The organism is Methanobacterium bryantii (assembly GCF_002287175.1).
GTDB lineage: Archaea > Methanobacteriota > Methanobacteria > Methanobacteriales > Methanobacteriaceae > Methanobacterium_D > Methanobacterium_D bryantii.
The window spans coordinates 183,003-208,429 of the sequence record NZ_LMVM01000012.1 but is presented as its reverse complement, the minus strand read 5'-3'; the positions used below and the strand labels follow the sequence as shown (position 1 = coordinate 208,429).

25 protein-coding genes are annotated in these 25,427 nt (G+C 33.8%); 12 read left to right on the top strand and 13 right to left on the bottom strand.

Annotation, left to right across the window (positions count from 1 at the left end; genetic code table 11):
- Positions 1 to 28: 28 nt before the first annotated feature.
- Positions 29 to 1,399: an Asp-tRNA(Asn)/Glu-tRNA(Gln) amidotransferase subunit GatA gene (gatA, locus tag ASJ80_RS06420; protein WP_069585563.1), complete on the bottom strand. Its 1,371-nt coding sequence runs from the start codon at positions 1,397 to 1,399 to the stop codon at positions 29 to 31.
- Between the two features lie 160 nt (positions 1,400 to 1,559).
- A complete protein-coding gene (locus ASJ80_RS06415; protein WP_069585562.1) occupies positions 1,560 to 2,120 on the bottom strand; it encodes a thioredoxin family protein in 561 nt (186 codons plus the stop codon).
- A gap of 396 nt (positions 2,121 to 2,516) precedes the next feature.
- Here ASJ80_RS06415 and ASJ80_RS06410 point away from each other — a divergent pair, with 396 nt between their 5' ends.
- Positions 2,517 to 3,503: a hypothetical protein gene (locus ASJ80_RS06410; RefSeq protein WP_179288742.1), complete on the top strand. Its 987-nt coding sequence runs from the start codon at positions 2,517 to 2,519 to the stop codon at positions 3,501 to 3,503.
- A 77-nt stretch (positions 3,504 to 3,580) separates the two neighbouring features.
- Here ASJ80_RS06410 and ASJ80_RS06405 read toward each other — a convergent pair whose 3' ends face one another.
- Positions 3,581 to 4,360, bottom strand: a complete 780-nt coding sequence (locus tag ASJ80_RS06405) for a heparan-alpha-glucosaminide N-acetyltransferase (protein ID WP_069585561.1) — start codon at positions 4,358 to 4,360, stop codon at positions 3,581 to 3,583.
- 368 nt (positions 4,361 to 4,728) lie between these two features.
- Between ASJ80_RS06405 and ASJ80_RS06400 the strand changes: the two genes are divergently transcribed.
- The 4 genes from ASJ80_RS06400 (at position 4,729) to ASJ80_RS06390 (ending at position 8,385) form a co-directional block, all read left to right on the top strand.
- A complete protein-coding gene (locus ASJ80_RS06400) occupies positions 4,729 to 6,267 on the top strand; it encodes an MFS transporter (RefSeq protein ID WP_069585560.1) in 1,539 nt (512 codons plus the stop codon).
- A 129-nt stretch (positions 6,268 to 6,396) separates the two neighbouring features.
- Entirely contained in the window at positions 6,397 to 7,389 is a 993-nt protein-coding gene (gene ala, locus ASJ80_RS06395; protein ID WP_069585559.1) for an alanine dehydrogenase, read from the top strand.
- Between the two features lie 151 nt (positions 7,390 to 7,540).
- The gene (locus ASJ80_RS17000; RefSeq protein WP_176720330.1) at positions 7,541 to 7,702 is read left to right on the top strand and encodes a hypothetical protein; all 162 of its coding nucleotides are present in this window, start codon (positions 7,541 to 7,543) and stop codon (positions 7,700 to 7,702) included.
- Positions 7,703 to 7,749: 47 nt separating this feature from the next.
- On the top strand, positions 7,750 to 8,385 hold the full coding sequence (locus tag ASJ80_RS06390) for a LysE family translocator (protein ID WP_069585558.1): 636 nt from the start codon (positions 7,750 to 7,752) through the stop codon (positions 8,383 to 8,385).
- A gap of 83 nt (positions 8,386 to 8,468) precedes the next feature.
- Here the strand turns inward: ASJ80_RS06390 and ASJ80_RS16995 are convergent, their stop codons facing one another.
- A complete protein-coding gene (locus ASJ80_RS16995) occupies positions 8,469 to 8,618 on the bottom strand; it encodes a hypothetical protein (protein ID WP_176720329.1) in 150 nt (49 codons plus the stop codon).
- Positions 8,619 to 8,908: 290 nt separating this feature from the next.
- Entirely contained in the window at positions 8,909 to 9,430 is a 522-nt protein-coding gene (locus ASJ80_RS06385) for a hypothetical protein (protein WP_069585557.1), read from the bottom strand.
- Positions 9,431 to 10,093: 663 nt separating this feature from the next.
- Between ASJ80_RS06385 and ASJ80_RS06380 the strand changes: the two genes are divergently transcribed.
- Both ASJ80_RS06380 and budA read left to right on the top strand, forming a co-directional pair.
- Positions 10,094 to 10,882 (top strand): HAD family hydrolase, encoded by a 789-nt coding sequence (locus ASJ80_RS06380; protein WP_069585556.1) that lies wholly within the window; start codon positions 10,094 to 10,096, stop codon positions 10,880 to 10,882.
- A 135-nt stretch (positions 10,883 to 11,017) separates the two neighbouring features.
- On the top strand, positions 11,018 to 11,737 hold the full coding sequence (gene budA / locus ASJ80_RS06375; RefSeq protein ID WP_176720328.1) for an acetolactate decarboxylase: 720 nt from the start codon (positions 11,018 to 11,020) through the stop codon (positions 11,735 to 11,737).
- A 114-nt stretch (positions 11,738 to 11,851) separates the two neighbouring features.
- Here budA and ASJ80_RS06370 read toward each other — a convergent pair whose 3' ends face one another.
- The 3 genes from ASJ80_RS06370 to ASJ80_RS06360 form a co-directional block, all read right to left on the bottom strand.
- On the bottom strand, positions 11,852 to 12,454 hold the full coding sequence (locus ASJ80_RS06370) for a TMEM175 family protein (RefSeq protein WP_069585554.1): 603 nt from the start codon (positions 12,452 to 12,454) through the stop codon (positions 11,852 to 11,854).
- Between the two features lie 95 nt (positions 12,455 to 12,549).
- A complete protein-coding gene (locus ASJ80_RS06365) occupies positions 12,550 to 13,653 on the bottom strand; it encodes a DUF362 domain-containing protein (protein ID WP_069585553.1) in 1,104 nt (367 codons plus the stop codon).
- A 353-nt stretch (positions 13,654 to 14,006) separates the two neighbouring features.
- Positions 14,007 to 14,783 (bottom strand): sugar phosphate isomerase/epimerase family protein, encoded by a 777-nt coding sequence (locus ASJ80_RS06360; protein WP_069585552.1) that lies wholly within the window; start codon positions 14,781 to 14,783, stop codon positions 14,007 to 14,009.
- 455 nt (positions 14,784 to 15,238) lie between these two features.
- Here ASJ80_RS06360 and ASJ80_RS06355 point away from each other — a divergent pair, with 455 nt between their 5' ends.
- The 4 genes from ASJ80_RS06355 to ASJ80_RS06340 are packed head-to-tail and all read left to right on the top strand — an operon-like array spanning position 15,239 to position 19,297.
- Positions 15,239 to 15,739, top strand: a complete 501-nt coding sequence (locus tag ASJ80_RS06355; RefSeq protein WP_245837510.1) for a PadR family transcriptional regulator — start codon at positions 15,239 to 15,241, stop codon at positions 15,737 to 15,739.
- 14 nt (positions 15,740 to 15,753) lie between these two features.
- On the top strand, positions 15,754 to 16,857 hold the full coding sequence (locus tag ASJ80_RS06350) for an ATP-binding cassette domain-containing protein (protein WP_069585551.1): 1,104 nt from the start codon (positions 15,754 to 15,756) through the stop codon (positions 16,855 to 16,857).
- The gene (locus ASJ80_RS06345) at positions 16,844 to 18,034 is read left to right on the top strand and encodes an ABC transporter permease (protein WP_069585549.1); all 1,191 of its coding nucleotides are present in this window, start codon (positions 16,844 to 16,846) and stop codon (positions 18,032 to 18,034) included. The genes ASJ80_RS06350 and ASJ80_RS06345 overlap by 14 nt, the downstream gene beginning before the upstream one ends.
- Positions 18,035 to 18,061: 27 nt before the next feature.
- Positions 18,062 to 19,297: a beta-alanine-activating enzyme beta-propeller domain-containing protein gene (locus ASJ80_RS06340; protein WP_069585546.1), complete on the top strand. Its 1,236-nt coding sequence runs from the start codon at positions 18,062 to 18,064 to the stop codon at positions 19,295 to 19,297.
- A gap of 376 nt (positions 19,298 to 19,673) precedes the next feature.
- Here the strand turns inward: ASJ80_RS06340 and albA are convergent, their stop codons facing one another.
- The 4 genes from albA to ASJ80_RS06320 form a co-directional block, all read right to left on the bottom strand.
- Positions 19,674 to 19,946 (bottom strand): DNA-binding protein Alba, encoded by a 273-nt coding sequence (albA, locus tag ASJ80_RS06335; protein WP_069585544.1) that lies wholly within the window; start codon positions 19,944 to 19,946, stop codon positions 19,674 to 19,676.
- Positions 19,947 to 20,368: 422 nt separating this feature from the next.
- The gene (locus ASJ80_RS06330) at positions 20,369 to 21,130 is read right to left on the bottom strand and encodes an ATP-binding response regulator (RefSeq protein WP_069585542.1); all 762 of its coding nucleotides are present in this window, start codon (positions 21,128 to 21,130) and stop codon (positions 20,369 to 20,371) included.
- A gap of 25 nt (positions 21,131 to 21,155) precedes the next feature.
- On the bottom strand, positions 21,156 to 21,905 hold the full coding sequence (locus ASJ80_RS06325) for a response regulator (protein WP_069585536.1): 750 nt from the start codon (positions 21,903 to 21,905) through the stop codon (positions 21,156 to 21,158).
- A gap of 430 nt (positions 21,906 to 22,335) precedes the next feature.
- Positions 22,336 to 23,853, bottom strand: coding sequence for a 2-isopropylmalate synthase (locus tag ASJ80_RS06320; RefSeq protein ID WP_069585534.1), 1,518 nt, complete (start codon positions 23,851 to 23,853; stop codon positions 22,336 to 22,338).
- A 313-nt stretch (positions 23,854 to 24,166) separates the two neighbouring features.
- On the opposite strand from ASJ80_RS06320, the gene ASJ80_RS06315 reads away from it, so the two are divergent.
- Entirely contained in the window at positions 24,167 to 24,439 is a 273-nt protein-coding gene (locus ASJ80_RS06315) for a hypothetical protein (protein ID WP_069585532.1), read from the top strand.
- Positions 24,440 to 24,639: 200 nt separating this feature from the next.
- Here the strand turns inward: ASJ80_RS06315 and ASJ80_RS06305 are convergent, their stop codons facing one another.
- Entirely contained in the window at positions 24,640 to 25,380 is a 741-nt protein-coding gene (locus ASJ80_RS06305) for a hypothetical protein (RefSeq protein WP_069585528.1), read from the bottom strand.
- Positions 25,381 to 25,427 lie beyond the last annotated feature (47 nt).

The window sequence follows — 25,427 nt, the reverse complement described above, 5'->3', positions numbered from 1 at the left end:
TTTCCACGCTGAAAAATAAAAAATTTGGTTAAATCTGTTCAAGTCCCGCCATTGCATGGATAATTTTAGCATCATCTAATGGTTTTCCCTGAATCTGAAGTCCAACTGGTATTCCATCAACTTCTCCAGCCTTCATACTTGCTGCGGGAATTCCTGCAAGGTTTGCTATAACTGTCAGGACATCGTAAGCATACATTTCCATTGTATCCAGTGATTCACCAAGTTTGTGAGGTAGTTTTGGAACTGTTGGACCGACTATGACATCTACACCGCCAAGAAGCTTGGTTATTTCTCTTCTAATTAATGATCTTGCCTGTAGTGCTTTTTTGTAGTATTTCCCGCTGTATTCTTTCTGGCTGATGTATGAACCTATGTGAATTCTCCTTAAAACTTCATCTCCACATACATCTTCAATTCTGTAACCATATTTTCGGCCGTCGTATTTTCTTGTTGCAGAGAAAAATTCAACATAGTTTATGAGGTAGTAGGTAGGTAGACATAAATCGATATAGTCAAAGCTTAATTCCACTACTTCGGCCCCTGCCTCTGTCATTTTATCGATCCGCTCTTCAATTATATTGACTATCTTGTCATCAGAAACATCAAAGAACTCTTTTACTACACCCACCTTCATTCCTTTTAGGGCATCCTGTGACTTTTCAGTTATACCTCCAAAATCAGGAGTATCTTTCAGGCTTGTGCATTCAATTGGGTCGTATCCTGCAATGGTATCGAGCATTAAAGCAATTCCACCAGCGTCCTGAGCAAAAGGCCCTATCTGGTCAAGACTCATTGCAAGGTCAAGTAACCCCTGCCTTGAGACCACACCGTAAGTTGGTTTAAATCCCATAACTCCACAGTGAGATGCAGGATTTCTTATTGATCCACCAGTATCAGATCCTAAAGAGAGATCACACATTTCCGCTGCAACTGCAGCTGCACTTCCCCCACTTGAACCTCCAGGTATCCTTCCAGGCACGGCAGGGTTTTCAGTGTATCCAAAATAGGATGTTTCAGTGGAACTCCCCGCTGCAAACTCGTCCATGTTAGTTACACCAAGAATTATACCGTCCTGTTCTTTTATTCGGTTTACAACAGTGGCATTGTAGCTTCCAATGTAGTTTTCAAGGGTTTTTGAAGCTGCTGTGATCTTAAAATCTTCAATGTTGATGTTGCTTTTTATCCCAACAGCAAGCCCTGCAAGTTTTCCTACTTCAGCACCTTTTTCAATTTTAGAATCGATTTTTTCCGCTGCCTGGATCGCTTCATCTTCTTTTATTTCTAAAAAAGCGTTTATGCTGTTATTTTTCTTCTTTATTGTTTTTAAAAAGCTTTCTACATTCTCTAAAGCTGTTATTTCATGATTTTTAATTGAACGTTCTTTATCTAAAAGACTCATGGCCACACCTTACTGTTTAATAATAAAATAATCACTATGATATCTAATTATTTTCAATTTAATAATAGATATTGATTGCCAAGTATAAAAATTAAATCATAAAAAATCATATGTTAAGCACGTGAAAATCTATGATTTTCACAGCACCATAATATGAAGATTATGACAGTACTCCCAATAACTGATCAGGATCCATGTAACCTTCATATCTTTTTACAATATTTCCATCTTTATCCAGTATTATGGTTGTTGGAACCAGTAACTGCCCATTTTCAGCATATTTTTTTACAATATCCGAATTCCAATCTATATTTACTTTATGGAAGTTATAATTTTCATCAATTTTTTTCTTAACATCTGGATCTGAAAGAGTTTCTTCGTATTTATCACATGAAGAGCACCATGGAGCATACAATACAAGTAAAGTAGGTTTATTGGCATTATCATTGTTGAATACTCCTGAAACCCCTGTAACTATCAAAATACCCAAAATAATTACTAAAATCGATGCTAATTTAATTCCAGTACTTTGACCTGTCCATAAATTCATTATCCCCTTTTTGGATTTAATATCTGAATCTTCTGGCCTTTGAGTATAATCCCCAATATATTCGTAGTATTTAAGTTTATTTCCACACGCACAATAAGGAAAATCACGGATAGATTCACCTTTTTGGAGTTTATAATATGCATTACATTTATCACAGACTAAATAAGGCATTTTTACACCAATTAAATATTCGTTATATTTATTGTGATTATTCCTTTTTAAATGTAAAGTAACTGTATAAACTATTGAAAAATCTAAAAGAAAATCAAAAGTCCATATAATTTACATTTCAAAGAATTTGTTATTTTTAAATAATTTAAATGGAAATATGATGCACGTATATGCATAAAATATTTGATTTGACATTTAATTTTTATTTTAAATAATTTAAACGGAATATATATCAAAAATAACGTTTTAAATGCAATAAAATTACTAAAAATCCATGCATAATCTAACACAAGCTGTAATCATTCCTATACAAAACATATGTATTTATTACGAAGTTTTAACATATTATAAAATGTAATCATTCAAAATTACGTGGGGGTAACGAAAATTTTGAAATTGCAAGAAATAATTTTTATAACTGTTCTATTTGCATCCTTTTTATTTTTAATCGGAACTGCTGCAGCAGCAGACAATAATGACTCATTTAATTTAGATAACCATACAACCTACAATAACCACTTTACAAGTGAAACTAATTTTACCAGTGTTAATTCTACAGGGATTAAAAAAGTTTCCAAAACTATCAAAACAAATAGCGGGTGTTGTTCTGTTTTGGTTCATGTTAAAAAGGGAGTAGACGTATTCTCATATAGAAGAGATTCCACCTACGCCGCAAATCTCCACATCATAAAAACAAAGTGGTATGGAAAAGAAGCAGTTAAAGAATATAAAACAACCAATGGATACTTTTTTCACACTATTATAACCCAGAATGGATGGATAGTTTCAACTGGTGGTCCCGACATTGTCTGGATAACCAAAAAGCTGGAAAGCATTGCTGGACGGGCTTCAGTAAGAGGACGTATTAAAAAAGCTGATATAAACAGTGCTTATGCGCTGCTAAGGAAAGAAGGGCTCGGACATTTCCTTATTAAGGACCCTTCAGGTAATGTCAGCATGGTCACCTACAATTATGGACGCTCAAAAACCAAACTCTTTAAAATGAAAGAGGGAGAATATGTAGTTGTTCCTAACAGCCCTACATATTACAGACATGGCATTATCCCTAAAAAATCTGTTTCCGTAGCATCTGCAATATATCTTGCAGGTACTGACAGATATGGAGTTAACAGGCGTAATGTAATCACCTATAGAGTCAATGTCTCCAATTCAACTGAAGTTAAAGTATGGGCATCCTACGACGGTGGAAAATTAATTAAAAGGTATAGAGGAAAACCAGACAATATCTTCTTTGGAAGCCGTAAAATATATGCCAGTACATTACCAAAAATTCCCTCCAAAAAGTATATTGGCAAAATAACACTTCAGAGCTATAGAAAATCATCTATCCCAACCAGCAGTCCTGCAACAGCAAAAACCTGATTATCCACTTATAGAGTCTACCTATTATTAAACGATCTAAACATACTGAGTAAATGGACTTAGAACCATTATGCGCATTAAAGAGTAGGAAAAAAATAACTGAGATCTATAAAGCCAAAAAGAAGCAGCAGTATAATTATTATCGGCTGGTGAATTAAATAAATAAGCAGTGAATGCTTCCCTAAAAAGCTTGAAACCTTCACAACCAGATTATTTGACAGATCAGGCAGTTCAAACTGCCTCACATATTTTTCATAGAGGGTGTTTCCAAGAAATATTCCAAATGAAACTATTCCTAACCACGGCAGCAGTGGGAAATAGTCTACAGTGTAAAAGTTATTTGGAATGAATCCAAGCCATAGTAGGCCATAAAAATCAAATCTAAAACTCATTAAGAGAATTCCGGCAGCGATAAATGCTATACCTGAAAATAAGTTGAGATATTTACGTCTTAGAAATACATATTCCAGAATGATAGCTACCCCTATAAAGTGAAGAATTCCGAACACTATGAATCCGTCTCCAATAAAAATGTAGGTAGCAGCGGTAATTAAAAGCCCGTAAAAGAATATTTTAAGCCCCCTCTTTAAATACTTCAAAAAAAGCTCTTTTTCAGTTGTACAGTTGCTTGAAATGGTTGTCCTTGCATAACTAAGACTTAAAGATACTCCCACCAAGAAGATGAATATAGATGCAGTTACACGCGCAAACCACCATAAAAATCCAGAGTACATGTTGAAACTGTAAATTCCAAAATAGTTCAGGTCAAATATAAAATGGAACACTACCATCATTAATATAGCAAGTCCACGCAGGGAGTCAACTTCCCAAAAACGCTTATTTAGATTGGAGTTCATTTAAATACCCTTTAAACATAGAAATCTATATCATTGACTTAAAATTCAGTTAAATATTGATTTATTTTAAAACAAATTTAAGTTTATTTAAAAAAATAGTTTACGCTTTAATAATATTTAAATTTATAAATACTTTATTTAAACTATTATTTTTTTGATATTAAAATATTTTTAACCAGCATATCCCTTTAAATAATCTAAAAATAGAAATGTATCTTTTTAAAACTATTTAGACATATATTCCCTTTTTTAATGTATAAAAATTAATCAAATGAAAAACAAAAATAGTAAGGACATGAAGATGCGCTATTTGATTTGTTTAATATTTTAACTTTAATCATTACTTAAATCCGTGGAGGGCATTTATAGTGGCTGAAAAATCAAAAAATGGATGGTTAACACTTATAATTGTTACCCTATCTGTTTTTACCATAGTTATAGACAAAACATTTTTGAATGTGGCAATCTATACTTTAATAAAGGATTTGGGTACTACTATTCAGACTATTCAAGCCATAATTGCAATTTATTCCCTGGTTATGGCTTCATTAATGCTTTTTGGAGGTAAACTACAGGAAGTTTTTGGAAGGAAAAAAACATTCCTTATGGGTGCCTCTATCTATGGAGCAGGCACAATAGTCGCTGCTCTAAGTATAAACAGCACCATGCTTCTGCTCGGATGGTCCATACTTGAAGGAGTAGGGGCTGCACTTATGATGCCTGCCACTACTTCCATAATCTCCGGAACTTACGGAGGAGAAAAAAGAGCCTTCGCACTGGGAATAATAAGTTCCATGGCTTCAGGAGCAGGGACTATCGGACCAATTATAGGCGGATTTTTAACAACTTACTACTCCTGGCGTTACGCTTTTGCACTTGAACTGGTTATAATCATTGCAATACTCCTGTTTTCAAAAGAGATCGATGTATTCCCACCCGTTATAAAATGGCGCGAAATAGATGTTTTGGGGGCAGTAAATTCTTCAGTGGGGATATTTCTACTTGTTGTAGGTGTACTGCTGCTTAACAGCCCTTCAAGCTGGAACACTGCCATTTTATCCATTATAATTGGAATAATTCTCTTGATTATATTCTATTTCACCCAGAAAAGAAGGATTGAAGGAAATAAAATGCCTTTACTTGACATCACCCTCTTTAAAGATCATTCTTTCACCTTAGGAAATATATCTCGAATGATCATGAATTTCACAATTGGAGGGGTAACTTTCATTATTCCAGTGTTTTTACAGGGAGTTATAGGAACTAACCCCCTTGTAACTGGTTTAACCCTGATACCCATGAGCATAGGCATTTTCACAATGTCGTTTACAGCAGGAAAAGTTTCAACGAGGATGCAGCCGCGTTATATCCTATCTATTGGTTTTTTAGCATCTCTAGCTGGAAGCATATATTTGAGCCTTATTTTCAGTCCTTTCACAACTGTTATGGACATGATTCCAGGCGTGCTGTTCCTTGGAATAGGAATGGGAATTGTTTTCCCACATTCAGCAAATATAATCTTTGCAGCTGCCAGGCAAGACCAACAGCCTGACGCCTCTGGAATTTTAAACACCGGCATTAACCTTGGCTCTTCACTTGGAACCGCTGTTCTGGGAGTGATATTAATACTTGGAAGTTTTGGTACTTTAGGAGGCGGATCCATGTACGATTTACCTGCAAGTGATTCCTATGGAACTAATAATCACGGATGGTTTGAGAAAGTAAATGCTGCGAATATACCTACTATAAAAGAGACAGGAGTGACTGAAGATCATCAAAAAGCAAACGCTATGAAAGATGCATTTAATGTGGTAACCTTAATGCTAATTATAGGCTTAATTTCCTCCCTGTTAATACCAATAAAACCGACCAAACATGAGGAACACTGTGTTACCACGCATATTTGATTTTTTATTTATTAAATTCAAAATTATGTGTTGCCTATCTAGTTCACAAAACATGATATTTTATACACAAATCGCTAAATTTAAGAAGTTATAACAACAAAAGAGTACATAATTATAAGAGGTGTACTTATGCCAGAGACAATACTTCTAAATCAAAGCCAGGTTAAAGAACTTACAACCATGAAAGAGACTATTGAAAATGTTGAAACTGCATATAAGTTTCATGCGGAGCGTAAAGTCCAGATGCCTCCCAAAGAATATATATTTTATAAAAAATTTAGGGGGGACCTCCGAATAATGCCATGTTTTATTCGTGGCCTAAATGAGTCTGGAGTTAAAAATGTAAATGTGCATCCAGACAACCCCCGAAAACACAACCTGCCAACGGTCATGGCAATGATCGAGCTTGTAGACCCAAAAACAGGTTTTCCAGTTTCTGTAATGGATGGAACATGGATCACAGATATGAGAACAGGTGCCGCAGCTGGAGTTGCCACAAAATACCTCGCAAGAGACAATTCTGAAATTTTAGGACTTGTAGGGGCAGGAGTTCAGGCATCAACTGGGCTTGAAGCTATAATGGAAGTAATGGACATTAAGGAAGTAAGGGTTTCCTGCAGAACCTGCCAAACAAGGGAATCATTTGCTCAAAAAGCCTCTGAAAAATATGGAATTCCAGTTAAAGCTGTTGATACTATAAAAGAAGCTGTACAGGGCGCTGATGTGCTGTTGACTACTACACCTGCACAAGAACCTGTCGTTAAATCGAAATGGATAGGTCTAGGGACCCATATTAATGCAATGGGGGCTGATGCTCCAGGTAAGCAGGAACTAGACAGCCACATACTCCAAAAATCTAAAATTATAATTGACTGCTGGGATCAGGCGAGCCACAGCGGTGAAATTAACATTCCAGTCCAGGAGGGCATTATAAGACAAAAGGACATCCACGGTAAAATTGGGGATGTAATAACAGGTTCCATTCCCGGTAGAACCTCAGATGAAGAGATTACAGTATTTGATTCAACAGGACTTGCAGTTCAGGACATAGTTACTGCATGGAACGTGTATGAGAAGGCTCTTCAAAAAGGTATCGGCCAAAAGATGAATTTCTTAGAATAGCTTTTTCATTTTTTTAAATGGGCTGTCCCCTAATTCAAAATCTGGAAAAAAATAAAATTTGGAGTATAAATTAATCATGAGCCAGCCTCTTTGAAATTCATACATAGTTAAATTTATCAGCATTAAAAACAAAGTACAGACTGGTGATGAAATGTTCGAAGAGAAAATTTATATAAACGAAGTAATAAACAAAATGGGACATGTTTTCGAACGTTTTAGGTATTTGACACGAACCCGGCCATTAAATGAAGACAAGATGAAAGTCATTAATTATCATTTATCCGAGATAATGAAAGTTTTAAATGAATATTAATATAGCAAATCCATGTTTTATCTATTTTTTATATTTCAGTGATTTAATTGATTGAAATTGCGTTATTTGCATTAACTTCATTTGGAGTTGGATTATCTGGTGCATTAGTCCCAGGACCCATGTTCACTGTAACAGTTTCCGACTCTGTTAAAAAAGGGTTTAAAACAGGCCCTATGATTATCCTAGGCCATATAATGACAGAAATACTGATGATGATCGTCATTTTGGCAGGTTTAGGCCAGATTTTAGGTTCTCAAACGGCGGCTTTTATCATTGGAATATTTGGAGGTACAGTTCTCATATTTATGGGATACAGTACATCCAGATCAAATACCACTTTGTCAAATATCAAAACTGAGGAAGACAGAAACCAAAAATACGGATCTTTTATTAAGGGAGTTATAACAAGTATTTCCAACCCTTATTTTTTTATATGGTGGGGAACAATTGGTCTGGCGTTCATGTTTAAAGGATTAGCACTGGCAGGGATTATTGGAATTTTAGCATTTTCAATTGGCCACTGGTTAGCTGATCTTTCATGGTTCAGTGTAGTTTCGTTCGCATCAAGCAGAGGAACAAAATTCATGAGTGATGAAGCATATAAGGCAGTAATGGTAATTTGCGGAGTATTCCTTATTCTACTTGGCGTTTATTTCATCGTTTCCCAGATAAATCTGTTTTAAACCATATACCTAAAATTTTAGAAAATATTCAGCCTGTTTAATTAAATAGAATTATAGAAATTAGATTTATATACAAAATATAATTATTTCATCTTTTTATACTGAAAAATAAATTCACCTTTTCCTTTATCCTCAATTACAGATTGTAAAACGTATTTACCCCTTAAACCATTATTCAGCAAATTTCGAATTGTTGATGCTTTCTCATCTCCAACTTTAACTCTAATTTCCAACTATACCCTCCCCTTTATTTATAATATAGTTGAATTTTATGATTATTATAATTTTATGTATTAAAAGTAATTATTATTGATTAAATTAGGGATAAAATATTCAAATATTCCCTTAAATTCTATAAATAACCAAACAGAGACATATAAACGAAATTTTCTAATTTAATCAATCTATTTCATATATAAAAATAGTAATACGTACATTTAAATCTTGTATTAGATTGAAGGAGGTATTAGAAAGTAAAGACGATAATACCGCTATACTTTCTAATTTTATCTGATGTTTGATCTCATACTGGTGCATCAGAGTTAATTTTTATTGATGTAAAGTAAATTGTTGTTTTATAAGTGTCAGGGACTGTTCCATAGGGTACATTTATCTGTAAATCTACTCCTGTTCCTAAATCGCTGCTTTCCTGTTTCGGTTTAAATACTCCTGCTTTGGTGTAATGATCTGTTAATTCTCCACTTATACCCAAACCTAGAATAATATATTTCATATTAGACAAGCTTATCGTACTTGCTGTACTTGTACCTGTAAGGTCGCCACTTGCTCTAATCCAAAGTTCAGTATCTACATTTGAAGGGTTTGCAAAATAGATATTATTAACTGTGACTTTAGTAGTACCATGGGGAATATCAACATTTATGATTGAACTATTTCCATAATTTGTTGAAACTGCGGTAGTTTCAGGTATGGTTACACTTACAGTCTGTGTAAATGTTGAAGAATCCGCTGCAAACGCAGGGAGGATAAATAGCATCATAGCTGAAAATAAAATAAGAAACTTGAGAATTTTTTCTAATTTCATTTCTTATCATCCTCTTCTGGATAAATAAACATTGTAATCACTAATGAATGAAATTTTATTACAGATTTGTGATTACAGTCACAGTGCTGAAATAAAGTTATGGCTGTTTTTATTACGTTTTTGTGGCTCAAATTGCCAATTTATACAAAAAACGGGATTTTTATTATTAATTGAAATCTTGCCAATATTTTTAGTTATACAATCCTGGTTAATAGTATTATATTATTACAGATATATACTTATTTATTATTAATTTGTGATAGTAGTCACATTTTAAAAATACAATTTTATGTCCATTATTAATATGTTTAATTCATTATTAACCAATTATAACCTAAACAATGATTCTAAATCAGTTATAATGTCTAAAAAACCTAATTTATTTCTCCAATACGAATACCCACAAAACATATGGATGTTACAAATTATAAAATAGATTCCAATAAACAATAATGATAAATAATTTTTTTTACAATATCTATTGTAGTTAAATTATAATCAGGTGCAAAAATTTTTAGCATATCAAATGAAATAGTGAAATATTGAATTTAATCAATAAAATCATTACACTGGACTTTTTCAAACATTGTAAGTTCAATTAATTATGATCTGACTATAAAATTCATATCAAAAAATGATAATCTGCAAATAACAGTTGATAATATGAAAGCGATTGTATTCGATAATTCAGGGACGCTTATTGAAAGATATAGAGCTGTGAAAGACCTTCAAACAGGCGAAATATTTGATACCGTAAGTTCGCTGGATATTGTAGACAGCAGCAGTGCAAGAGCACTTGTAGTTATACAGACAGACCCTTCAAAGTGTATAATTAATGCCAAGCCAGACCAGAGAATATGTCAGTTCATTAAAAGGAACGACATCCATATTGACATAAGTTATTCAACTGTTGAAATCAAAAAAAAGGAATTAATTGAATCTATTACCGGCGATGAGTCTAAAGTAAGTGATATTCAGGATACAATAAGGGCAGTAACAGCTAAAAAATATGATATACAGGTATGCAGTGGATCTGGATTTATAGTGAATCTGAACAAGGGAAAAATTGAATTTATAGTCACTTCAGGAGGAAGAATATTCCCAGAAGTGCGAGATGTGGTTAAAGAGCTGCAAAAAAGAGACATTCACATATTCATAGCCTCCGGAGATCGGAAAGGGTCTTTAAAAGCGCTTGCAAGGTACATCGGAATCCCTGAAGAAAATGTTTTTGACACTGCAGACTCCTGGAAAAAAATGGAAATTGTAAAGGGGCTTAAAAGGAACTATGACGTTATGATGGTTGGAAACAGCGTAAATGACGTCCTTGCACTTAAAGAAGCAGATATTGGTGTCCTTACTGTACAGCAGAAAGAAAAGAATCCACAGATGGTTTACGACTCTGCAGATGTTATTGTTGAGAATATTAGAGAGATATTGGATATTGATTTTTGAGATACAAACGATTAAATAAGTCATTAATTTTTAGAAGTTATCCTTTTATCCAAAATTATACTGAAACTATATATAATTCATTCAATACAACATACTCCCATGGCAAAGAAATATTATCTATTTACAGCAATTTTAATGATATTAGTTTTAGGGACAGGAGCAGTTTATGGTGCTTATCCACAAATAAAGAGTGATACTTCTATTTTCCAGGTATCAACACTTAATTCATTATCGGCAGGCAATTTTGACGGGAACTGGACCCTAGGAGAGTTAAGAACACATGGAAATACTGGAATGGGGACGTTCAATGGCCTGGATGGAGAAATGATTGAACTAAACGACAATGTATACCAGATAAAATCAAATGGAACTGTTTATCTTATGAATGATTCTGCAAACACCCCCTTTGCAATGACAGTGCAGTTTAAAACTGATAAAATACTTATTTTAAATTCAAGTATGAATCTAACACAGCTTGAACAGCTTTTAAATGCCACAGTACCTTCTAAAAATATGTTCTATTCAATTAAGGTAATTGGAACCTTCAACAGCGTTAAAGCACGTAGTCCACCAAAACAAAACAAACCTTATCCTGATCTAACTACCGCCTTGGAAAATCAAACTATTTTCAATTTCAACAATATTACTGGAACTATGGTCGGGTTCTGGTGCCCGGCATATGCTAGTGATGTAAACCTGAACGATTACCATTTCCACTTCATAAGTGGAGATAAAAATTCAGGAGGACATGTTATAGACTGCCAGTTAAATGGTGCAATAATTGAAATTGATTACATCCCCAACGATACAGTTTTACTTTCAAACGGCAGCGTTTTAAATGTAAACCAAGTGTAAATTAGCCGGTAAATTCTTTTTTACACGGTTTAAACTCTTTTTTATTTAAATTTTAAATGCCATCCTTGATAAACTGTTTAAAACCCTTTTTAATTTTTATATTAAAATGCAAACCTAAGCCCTTATTATCCTTTTAATTAAAGGAATGGCCAGATAAGTAACGGTACTGAATGCAGGAATTATGAAAGATGCCCCAATTGCAATTAATGCCGCAATGGGCAGCATCAAATTTAATTTATTAAGCTCAATTATTTTCTCACGGCTTAATTCTTCTATAAAATCTTTTTTTGTTGCATAATACCATATTAACCCTGAAAATATCCCAATTAAAAGTAAATTAATGTTAAAAAATATATTAGCCGCCTGGGTCTCACCGTACCCGCCCATAAGAGAAGTAGAAAACGGCACAAGAGCAACAAATAGAAGCCATATAACAGTTATCCACAGCAGTACATTGTTAGCGCGTTTGATCCTGTAAAACTGCTGGTGGTTTATTCTCCAGAAGATGGCCAGGATGACAAAACTCAGGGCATATGTAAATAAATCCGGTATCAAACCAATTAAATAGTCTTCAACAGCAATATTAGACATAGAATTTGTTAACTGAGGAATACTAAGGTTTAAAACCAGTAAAGTCAATGCAATTGCAAAAATCCCATCTACAAGGGTCTCAATACGGCCAGTTGTTTCCCATGCATCATTATTCCCATATGCCATGCTGCACCTGCTTTAAAATTTTTTAAAATAGTTTAAATTTTTGAATCTTTTATAAAAACATGCCGACTAACTTCAGATTCCTATTTCCATTTTGATTATATCCTAATTAACTTGTAGTCTGCACTTCCTAGTCCTATTTCTTCCCCATATTTAATCTGAATTTTCCCATCGATGCCCTCATAAACTCCTTTAAACTTATCTTCCCCTTTATGGAAGTTGTGGTGTAAAAGCGAGTTTTCAAATCCACACTGTTCATTTACCAGATCAATACTGGCAGCATCTATTGCAACAGGATCAAATGATGCCAGAATTCCTATATCCGGAACAATTGGGGCATCGCTCCACGGGACACAATCACAATCTGGAGTGATATTCATAAGGAAATTAATGTAGCATACCTTGTCCTGTTTATTTTTAACAGCACCGTATGCATATTCTACCATTTTTTCAATAAATTCAGGTATCCTCTCAAGATCAAGGTCTATAACTGAGTCAGGGCATACTTCAATACAGAAATTACATCCAATACACCTGTCATAATCTATAAATGACTTCCCGTCTTCAATGTATATTGCATCTTCAGGACATACAGACATACATTTACCGCAAGCGGTACATTCCCCTTTTACTACTGGTTTAGCACATCCATGCTGTTCTATTTTACCAAATACGGAAGCACATCCCATAGCAAGGTTTTTTATCGCTCCCCCAAAGGCGCTCATACCATGACCTTTAAAATGAGACATTACAATCATGCTGTCTGATTTTTCGATGTCCCCTGCAATTTTAACTTCTTCAAAATGCTTCTTGTTAATTTCAATTCTGGTCTCATTATTTCCTAAAATTCCATCTGCAATTATAATAGGGGCATCCAGAACTGCATAACCAAAGCCGTGCTGTATCGCTGTTTGGAGGTGATCAACGGAGTTGTGTCTGTGTCCAAAATAAAGCGTGTTAGTATCAGTTACAAAAGGTTTGGCCCCATTTTGTTTTACTTTATCCACGATTTGCCTTACAAAAACTGGATTTATATAAGAATCATTCCCCTTCTCTCCAAAATGAAGCTTAATTGCAGTTAAATCACTTTCATTTAAAACATTAGCAAACCCTGCAGCATTAAAAATCTTTTTTATTTTACTTACCTTATTTTCCCTGCTGCTTCTCGATCTAAAATCAGAAAAATAAACTTCACTTGCCATGGTATCACCTGATAAATATTATTATTTTAAAACGTTAATTATCCCTATTCAACTTCTGATATATTCTTTAAAGTTTAAATTTGTTTTGAATTTACATTGGGAGAATACTGATTTGATAAAAACGAAAATCATTATTTGAAAATCTTCAATCATGATTATATTCAACTAAACTAAATTTTAATCTTTACCTAACCTATTTAGAAACGCTCTACGCCGAACAATCACATCTACTTTAAAAAATGTTTCATTCGATATAATCTTTCCCATATCTTCAGATCATATTATATCCTGCAGAAATATTCCCTTCAAGCAAACATATCTCTATTTCTAGTAAATTCAACTCAATGCCCTAATTATTTAGCATTTACATCAGAAATGCTCTGGTCCAATGAAACAAGCAGATCCCTACTTTTTAGAATATTTTTATAGTTATTTAATTCTATAATACCATTATTAACCCCATTAAGCAGTGACAAGTCAAAGGTCCCCTCACCAAGTGCTAAATGCTGGTCTTTTTTGCCGTCGTTATCATTTAAATGATAATAAATTGTTTTTTTCATTTTAAAAAAAGATGCTGGATCATCAGATGTATTTGCATGCCCAGTATCTACAGTAGCATAAGAACCACTCTCTTTAACAAAGAATTCATGCTCTTCAGCATTGTTACAGAAATACGCATATCTATTAGGCATATTTTCAACTGAAAACTTAATGCCCCTATCTTCCGCGTAATCATTAGCTTCTTGAAGTGTTTCGATTGAATAAACCATTCCCCATTCCCTTATTCTATCTTCAAGCCTATTAATCATGCCGGGATGTGTTGTAATAGCTTTTGCCCCAATTTTTACAGCCAAATCAACTGTTTCATTAAGCTGCTTCAACGTTTCTTCCCTGATCCCTGGATTTAGACTTGCAGGATTAAGATCTATAGTAGGTGCGTGTAAAAATACAGAGACATCATAAGAATTAAATATTTCAAACTCCTTTTTGTCCATGAGCAGCATGTTTCTAGGCCAATAAGGGCCTTCACACAGCATTTCCATTAATTGAAAGCCGTCATTTGCAGCTGTTTCTAAAAAATGTTCCAGTGAATTCATAAAAAGTGCCAGCGTTGAAAATCCAATTTTCATTTAACTAACCCCCTTAGGTAAAACCATACTAAATACAATTTTTGAAATTAATTCCTTTAGATCTTTAAATGTTGTAATATTCTGAATTGCTATAATCATTCACATTATATTATTTAATATTGTATTTACAAATTAAATAATTTAATGCTTATTTAAGGTTTAGAATCATCATATTTTGCTTGTTGTATCCCATGTAATAAATTAAAACATGGCAGTTATCCCTCTTAGATAACATAATCTGTTAACTGGTTACCTATTTTTATAATTCGATTTTTTAGGCTTACCAAAAAATTTATATCACATATCGATATACTGTATTTTTGGAATAGTTTAGGTAAGCCTAAACATATTATTTTTTTAGATATATCCAAAACTTTTATATAGAAAATAGATATATTATTTTCTTACATATCAAATTTGGATATATCATAAAATGAGGTATAGGAGGTAAATGGATGGACGATGATGGAACACCCAATGTGGATAATTCAAATGAATCTAGCCCAGAAAATAATTTAGATGAAGAAAAAAGAATTAAATGCATGAAAGCCCATAAAGAACTATTAAATAGCATGTCTAATTACGAAAAAAAGCTTATTAGAGGGTTAATGAGAGGTTTTGGTAATACCATGATTCTGTGGCTTATCAGCAAAAAAAGACAGCATGGATACGAAATAATGACCAAATTTCATGAATCTACCGCCCCATATAATACTAAAATGCCCAGTGCCAGCAAAATATACCCGGTACTGCATGATCTAGAGAAAAATAACTTGATAAAAGGATCATGGGAGCATCATGGAAAACGAAGGGTAAAATACTATGAAATAACCACAGAAGGTGAAGAAGCTCTTTCCAGATTCAGAAAAATGGGAAAATTTGCTAAAAAAAATAAATCAAGTCTCTGGGTGGAATTTTTTAAAGATATGATAGATGTTGAAGATAATAATGAATAATAGGAGTTATATTTATGAAATACGCTATAGAAACATTCGACCTTACAAAAAGGTATAATAATGATTTTTTAGCTGTCGATGCACTGAACATGAGAGTCCGAGATAAGACTATTTTCGGATTTTTAGGTCCAAATGGTGCCGGAAAGACCACCACAATAAAAATGCTTACATGTTTAATCCTTCCAACATCTGGAACTGCAAAAGTGTCAGGTTATGACGTCCTAAAAAATCCTAATGAAGTTAGACAGAAAATTGGAATGGTTCCTCAACTTGTAAGTCTCTACGGTGACCTTACAGTTAAAGAAAACATACATCTCTGTGCTGATTTTTATGGTCTTCAAGAAGATCTAAAAATAAGCAGAGCTGATGAACTCATGGAAATGGTGGATATTAAATACGCTGAAAATAAGCTTGTAAAACAGCTTTCAGGAGGTATGAAACAAAAGGCTTCCGTAGTAGCCAGTTTAATACACCAGCCAGAAATATTATTCTTAGACGAACCTACAATCGGTTTAGATCCTACAACTAAAAGAGTTTTATGGGATTTAGTTGAAGAACTGAACTCTAACGGACATACAATCATATTATGTTCTCACGATATGTATGAAGTAGAGCTACTCTGTGATGACGTGGGAATTGTCAGCCAAGGGAAGCTTGCTGCTTTTGATACTCCTCAAGGACTTAAAGATACCATGATTAAAGAAATTAAAGAAGAAAACTCAAGAGTTGACTCAAATGTTTCTGAAGCCCTGGAAAAAATCCTTGAAGAGACCGATCCTGATGATAAAAAGGCAGTTGAATACATAAAAGGCAATATGAGTAATAATAACATTGATTTAAAAGAATTAAGTGTTATGATTAGCAATAAGAATGAAGAAATGCTTAATACCCTCAATAATTTATCCATAGTCCACGATGTAGTAGAACATGCTTCTGGAAGAATAACTATGGATATAGAAGATTCAGATGAAGCTGTAAGTAAAGTTATATCTGATATAATTGAGCAGGGCGGAAATATCACTTCCATAGCCACAAAAGATCCTTCCTTAGAAGATGTTTTCATGAGAGTTACTTCTAAAAAGAAACAAGAACAAGGTGTAAATGATGGTGGAAACTAAGAAAATTATGTGGATGTTTAAAAAAGATCTACTAGTCTTATGGAGGCATCCACCACGGTTAATTTCAATACTTTTATTCCCCATAATTATGATAACCCTTTTCGGTTACGGTATGGGTGGAACACTGGAAAATATTCCAGTTGTTGTGGTAGAACAAAGTCATGGTCAGGTAACTGATGCAACCCTTAATGCAATTAAGGGGATGAGTCTGTATGATGTTAAGGATATAATAACGGATCCAGATAAAGGAAAAGAGATGGTTCAAAACGGCCAGGTTAAGGCCGCCATAATTCTGCCTGCAAATTATGACGATACGAGCAGTACGCAGCCCAAGAGCGTGGTAGTTGATGTTGATTCATCAGACCAAATGGCCTCAAGTGCAATTATTCCAGCTACACAGCAGTTGTTTAATCAAATATCCAACAAAATGGGCGTGCAAAAACTAGAAGGTATGAACTTAACCTCATCTTCAGCAATACAGGTTCAATCTAACCAGGTTGCAGCTGCTTCACAGGGAATTGATTTCCAGGATGTGATGGATTCAATCAACCTTCAGATAAATAAAATGTACGGAGATGTCAAGTACATTGACTTCTTAGTACCTGCCGTAATTGGTATGACCGTCCTGTTTGGTTGTATGTTCGGAATGGGAGATGCTTTAGCCGGTGAAAGAGAAAGAGGAGAACTAGCAAGATTATTTATGACACCAACAAGTATTGCAACTGTTGTTGGAGGTAAAATAATCTCTAAATTATCCATAGAAATCGTAAGGGCTTTAATATTAATTGCAGCGGCTATAGTCCTGTTTGGAATTGTAATAAAGGGAAGTATGATACTTACACTTCTGGTCCTAATACTTGGAGCATTGTGCTTTGTAGGTTTTGGAGTTATGATATCCGCCAGAGTTTCGACACAGGAAGATTACATGCAGATGGTAATGCCAATTACAATGCCTATGATGTTTGTATCAGGAGTATTCTACCCAATTGAGACAATGCCATGGATATTCCAGAAACTTGCTTACATCTTCCCATTAACTTACGTAAATGACGCACTACGTGCAGTAATGTTAAAAGGAGTAGGTATTGGAGCAATATGGGTAGATATAGCAGTGCTGTTAGGATTTACAGCGCTGTTCTTCGCCTTAGGAGTTACCAAATTTAACAGGGATATATAAATAAAAAATCAATTAAGAAGTGATAAAATGGTCGTGAAAAAGAATATAATCATCGGACTTACCATAATGTGTCTTTTAGTAGGTCCACTTTCAATAGCGTCCGCAGTAGGAGCAGCCGATTGGCCGATGTTCCAGTACAATCTGGATCATACCGGTTACTTAAATGAATCATCAGATTTCACTCCTGCAGCATGGCTGTTTAAAACAGGAGGATCCATACTATCCTCCCCTTCAATTGCAGACAAATTAATGTACTTCGGTTCAACAGATGGAACATTTTATGCTCTGAACTTGAATGACGGTACCCAGGTTTGGGATTACAGTACACAGGGAAATATAACAGGTTCTTCAGTTGTAAAAGGAGATAATGTATACTTCGGTTCAATGGATAGTTATTTCTATGCCCTGGATAAGAAAAACGGAGATTCAGTATGGAAATATCGAACTGGTAACTCCATTGAGTCCTCTCCAGCAGTAAGTAATGGAACGATATACTTTGGATCAGATGATCAGAGGTTATATGCACTAAATGTTGATAATGGTGATCTTAAATGGCAGTTCCAAACTGAAAATGCTGTGAAATCATCACCATCAGTTTACAATAACACCGTATTCTTTGGGTCAGATGATGGAAAAGTATACGCAGTAAATACAAACGGTAGCAAATTATGGTCTTATGACACTGGAAATGCAGTGAAATCTTCCCCAGCCATATACAACGGTACATTATACATTGGAACAGACAATGGTAATTTCTATGCACTGAACACAAATGATGGGTCAATAAAATGGTCATATGACTTTAATGACAGTGTAAGATCATCAGCACTCCTCGATCCAAATGACAACAGTCTGTTTGTAGGATCTGATAACGGAAACATAACTTCCCTCGATATGAGAGACGGAACATTGAAATGGTCTGTCAGTGTAGGTAACGTAAAATCTACCCCTGCACTTATGGGAGACAATATTGTAGTTGGTTCAGACAGCGGAACCGTCTATGTATTAAATAAATACAGCGGTAAAGAAGACTGGAGTTATGCACCAGGTTACTACCTCTTTAATTCCGCATTCAGCACCCCAATAATATATGGAGATGATATATTTGTAGGTGCTGCCGATGGTTCCATGTACGCCCTTAACTACGACAAAAAATCAGGGCCAACTTCAGTTTACCTGTACTACGTTAGTGCAATCGTAATTGTAGTAATAGTAGGACTTTTAGCATTTAGGTCTGTAAGAGGACGTCGTAAAAAAGAATAAATAGTTGATGGAATTTAAAGTTTCATCCTATTTTTTATTATTTTTAAGATGATTAAATTTTTTATGCTTATGGATGGGTGGGAGATATAGCTTTTTAAAATTAAGAGAATCATCAATTACCGCCTCCTTATTTTATTTAACTTGATTCTCAAGGGATAATCATAAGTAAATTTTTAACTTTTTTGTAAAATTCAAATAAATTATTAAATGTTTAAATGATAAACTAAAATTAAATACTAATTTTATAAACCTAAAATTAATGAATACTTAATCTTTAAAAAAAAACATTATACTTTAAAATAAGTTTGATAAAAAGACCTAAAATTAAAAGAGAAAATGAAACCATCTGGTTTCTTTTTTGGAGCTAACAAGAATATTATTTAGTAAGCTGTATTTCAATAGCTGAAACGTTTGTTGCTGCGCCTTCGTTGCTCATGATTTCTTCTGTGCATATATCTATAGTTCCGAGTTCTACATCCGATATGAACCTGTTTCTTACGATTTCAGCGACGTCGACCGCCCTACTTATGGCCCTTCCACGTGCTTTTAAGATAACTTCTGAAGTTCCGCCGTTCATTTGAGTTACGACAGCTAAAACATAGTTCATTACGGGTTTATTTCCAATGTATACAACATTTTCCTCTGACATCACTTTACCTCCAAAGAATAACCATGTTAATTTGGTCTAATATTACTATAATTCCTTAATTAATATATATAGTTTATGTTTTGCATACTCAACTTTAAATTCGAGGATCAATAAAATAAAATAATTACAGCCACCAATTAGATATACTAATCATTAATAATACAATATTAAGCAAAAAATCTCTTAAATTGCCTTTAAAATTAAATTAAATATTTTTATCAGAATTAATATTGCCAACCCAGTATTACTAATTGGGAACTATTTTATTCCGTTTTTTAGTTCATTAATTATAATAGCCAATCTAAAATCTATTTTAGTTTTATCCAGAGATTTAGATCCTTTAAGATCATATTAACCCCTTTACAAACCATATTTTCCAGATTATTTACAATTATTATCTATATTTAAAATAAAATTAATATCTAATTTAACCTGTACTTTCTAAATACCACAACTAAACCATCAGAATTACCTTTTTCATCTTTAATAGGAGTAGTACTACCACCTACAAGTAATTTAGTTCCATCTTTAGCTCTTATTACCGTTTTATCAAAGAAATCAGTTGAAGTAATCCCAGATTCAATGTTTGTAGATTCTTTACTCAAAATTTTTAATATTTTATCTAGATCTTCACCTATAGCTTCTTCCTGTATCCATCCAGTAAGCTCTTCAGCAACAGGATTCATATATTTAATCCTACCTTTAGAATCTGTAGCTATTACAGCATCACTCACACTTTTAAGTATTGCAGCAAGCCATTGTTCACGATTTCTAAGTCTTTTTTCAATTTTATGGTTGTAAAGAGCTATTTCTATTGTAGTGTTCAATTCACTCTCTTCAAAAGGCTTGGTAAGAAAGCCAAACTGTTCTTTAAGAAGATATCCTGCAGGTTCCGTCATTTTAGCTCTCTGCACAATACTTGCACTTGAATATGCAGTTAAATAAATTACGGGGATATCATAACGTTCCCTGATTTGTGTTGCAGCCTCTATACCGTCCATTTCGCCCTCAAGTTTAATGTCCATAAGAACAAGATCCGGCTGAAGCTCTCCTGCCTTACGAACTGCATCCTCACCAGAAAAAACTAAATCGGCAACTCCATATCCCGCACTTTCCAATGCACTTTGTATATCCTTTGCGGTAATCCTCTCATCTTCAACAACCATAATTTGAGCGGCTGCCATATTTTACCCCCTATAATTCAAATAATTATGTTAAATTACAGAAAACTAAAGTCATTCCATTTATATTTCCCTTATTATCAGTAATATGACTTAAATTGGCCCTAACTGGAATTTTTGCCCCATTTTTATCGTTTAACATGATCCGATCTATGGAATAATCATTAACATCAACTCTTAATTCGCTAATGTCAAATTCACTCTTTTGAACTTTAAAAACATCAACTAAATCTCGGTTAACAGCTTCTTCCCGTATCCATCCAGTAATGTCTTCTGCAATATGGTTCATAAATCTAATTTTTCCATTTTCATCTGTGGCAATTAAAGCTTCATTTACACTTTCAAGCATCGCCTCAAGCCATTGATCATGGTTTTTTTCCATTTTATGCCTGTAAAGAGTTAATTCAATGATAGTATGTAATTCACTCTCTTTAAATGGCTTATGGACAAATCCCGAAGGTTCTTTAAGAACATAACCCGATGGTTCTGTCCTTCTTGCCCGCTCTAAAGTATCTTCATCTGAATATGCAGTCAAATAAATAACCGGTATATCAAAGTGCTTTTTAATCTCTCCTGCAGCCTCTATACCGTCCATTTCACCCTCAAGCTTAATGTCCATAAGAACAAGATCCGGCTGAAGCTCTGTCGCTTTACAAACAGCGTCTTCACCCGAATGAACCACTGCAGGTACTTCATATCCTAAACTTTTAAGGCCATCCTTTAGGTCCTCTGCGGTAATCCTTTCATCTTCAACAACCAGAATTCTTGCGTTACTCATTGACATGCCTCTATCTTTTACAATATTAATCTATCATTTGCATTTACGCATATTAATACTTTAATCATTTAAACACTTTAATACACTCATAAAAATTTATAAGGAATAACATAACCTTTTAAACTTAATAAATTTGGATATATTCGAAAATCGTAAATTTTCGATTCGTCAAAACTTTCAGTTTGACCGTAATTAAATTTAAATTTAAAATTTAAAGCATTCAAATACATTGTTTATAGATCAATAATCCTGAGCATTTGGTTATTCACTATAAATAGTTATGCTATTACAGCTTAGAATCAATTATATTAATATTTTAAATAAATAAATGTTTTGAAAATAAAAAAAGAGTTAAAACAGCACTGCTTACTATTTTAAAACATATACAATCTAAATATCCTTTAAATAAATGGTACGGTTTAAACCAGAGTTATCTTAAGATCAGTATTTTGTTTATTGCATCCAGAACTGCTTCAACACTTGCCATGACAATATCTTCAGTTGTAGATCGTCCAGTTGCTTTGTTACCTTCTTTATCCCCCATTATAACAAATACCTCAGCAAGAGCATTAGTTCCCCCAGTTATAGCTTCTATGTTATATTCCTGAAGTTCTATATCTCCAGTTTCACTTACAGCACGTTGAATAGCATTTATTGCAGCATCTACCGGACCTACACCTGTTTTTGCAGCGGTTTTACTTTCTCCATTAATGCTGAGTTTAACTGTAGCTGTAGGCAGTACGCTGTTTCCAGTCATTACTGAAAATCCTTCCAGTTTTACTATTTCTTCTTTTGCCCGTCCCAGAATACTTTCAGCTATAGCCCTTAAATCAGCGTCAGTGACACATTTACCTTTATCTCCAAGCGCTTTAACCTGATTAAATACTTTATCAAACTGGTTCTTATCTAAGTCTATTCCATACTCTTTAAGTTTTGCTTTTATAGCATTCGCACCAGTATGTTTTCCTAAAACGATCCTTCTTGTGTGGCCTACCATTTCAGGAGTTATTGGCTCGTATGTTTCCGCTTTTGCAAGCACCCCATGTACATGTATTCCTGCCTCATGAGCAAATGCATTTTCTCCCACAATAGCTTTATTTGGAGGCATTTTAACCCCTGTAATTCTTGAAACAAATTCTGAAAGGTTTACAAGACCCTCAGTTTTAATATTCATTTTTAAGTCGTATTGAGTAATAAGAGCCATTACAACTTCTTCCAGGGACGCATTTCCAGCACGTTCACCTAATCCATTAATAGTTGCATGAACCTGATCAGCTCCAGCTTCCACAGAGGCAAGTGAATTTGCAACTGCAAGTCCAAAGTCGTTATGACAGTGCACGCTAATTGGAACTTTCAGTTCAGATTTAAGTTCTCTTATAAGCCAGTTCATAGAAGTTGGGACCATAACACCTACTGTATCTGGAACATTGATACAGTCCACACCTGCATCCTCAACTGCATTATAAATTTCCTTTAAATAATCAAGTTCTGTTCTTGTAGAATCTTCTGCTGAAAATTCAGCTATTATACCATGATCTTTTATATATTCTACTGCATCGACAGACTTACTTAAAATTTCTTCCTTACTCATTTTAAGTTTGAATTCTCTGTGAAGGGGAGATGTACCAATGAATGTATGTATGTAATCCACGTCAGCATCAATTGCTGCGTCCAGATCACCTTTTAATGGTCTTGCCAAACCACAAATATGGGCATTTAACCCCATTTTAAGGATTTCACCAGCTGCTTCTACTTCACCACTTGATGAAACAGGAAATCCAGCCTCTATTACATTAACACCAAGTTCATCAAGCTTTTTTGCAATTCGTATCTTTTCATCTACAGTCATTGCAACCCCTGGTGTTTGTTCGCCGTCTCTTAGCGTTGTGTCAAATATTTTCACCGTTTCCGGCAGGTTCATCTCGTTTTTTACTTTTTCTATATACATAAATTATTTCTCCTTTTGGTTTGGCAATTTGTAAATTATTCAGGTACAATCTATACCTTTTGCTTTAAACAATTTACACAATAAGTATGACAACAACAGATATTAAAAATGATCTCCCCTCCAGATTTTATGAGCATACGAAGAGTCATGGCATCAGCAGTTCACGAATTAGATCATGCAAAATTTGAGTAAATTGAAAAAAACCTTGCAAAAATTTAAAATCATTGGAAATAGAATCATCATGTAACAGCATATTTTAACAAATAAATGGGGCGATATTACGTTTAAAGAAGATATTGACTGGTTAAAAGAAATGAATCAAAAAATTAATGATAGAGAACTTGATATAATACATGAAGTTGATAATATTGTTCTTGAAATAAATGAAGCTCATTCTTTAGAATTAAACCATTATATAAAAATTAATCACGAGGAACCCAACATAACAATTGAATTATCTGTTTCACCACATACGTTAATTCCTAATGAAGCTATTGATGAAATTGGAGAACAGTTAGGATCTACTGAAACTTTTATTAGGTATATTGACACCAATAAATTGAGTTTGATTTTTAAATTTGACTGATTTTTTTGTTTTTATTATTTGCTTTTAAATTTTTATGGATCTTCTGCAATTTACAAAACACAAGCATGTTCAAACTCAAGAAATCCCTGAGACCCGGAGCCATTCCTAAAATAAATATAGTCAGCTTCAACATATTAATCGGAATTATATTCTCTTCCATAAGTTGAACATAATGCCCCCCCCTATCATCCTTAACTATGTTAAGATCGTTTCCTAAGATACGGATAAACAAAGCTAATCAATAGGGCTGTAAAAACACCTGTGCCTAAATAAAACCCAAAACTGGATAATTGAATACCATTTTTAAGAATATAATTGCCCCCTATTAATCCACCGATAACTATGATACCTAAAAATGCCAGTAAAAAAGTTTTAGTTATATAATCACGCCGAGCAAAAACACAGTAAATGATCATAGAAAGCCCAATTAGAACAAGGAAAAGTTTATAATAGTTATAAAAGTCTAATAATCCAATTATTAACCAAAAGAAACCATAAATCAATAGAAAAGTATTTCCTGAAGGATAAGTTTTTTCTATATTTTCCAGATCTTTTATGTAAACTGCTTGTCCAATACCTCTAATTCCTCGAAATAGAGTCAAAATTCCTTTTTCATAACCAACATTAATTATAGCATTGGCACCTAAATCCGAAGCTTTTTCTTTTAATTTTTCATTAATGTCATTTATAGCTGCGTCTGACTCCAGAGAGTTATCTGAACGCGCATATATTTTTTTAAATGATTTAAAAGGTTTTTTAATATTATAATGGTAAAGCTTTACATCTTCTGGCGGAGTAAAAGGAATGGCTCCTTTAGATGTCTTAAACTTGCCCCCTCCATTTACAGGAGATTTTAAAATTTTATCTTCAGTATATCCCTCTTTTTGAAATTTACCATTATTCTTATCATTTATTTTATCGCTGCCACCCTCGTAATCCATTTAATCACTCCCCATTAATATAATTAAATTAAACATTTATATTATTG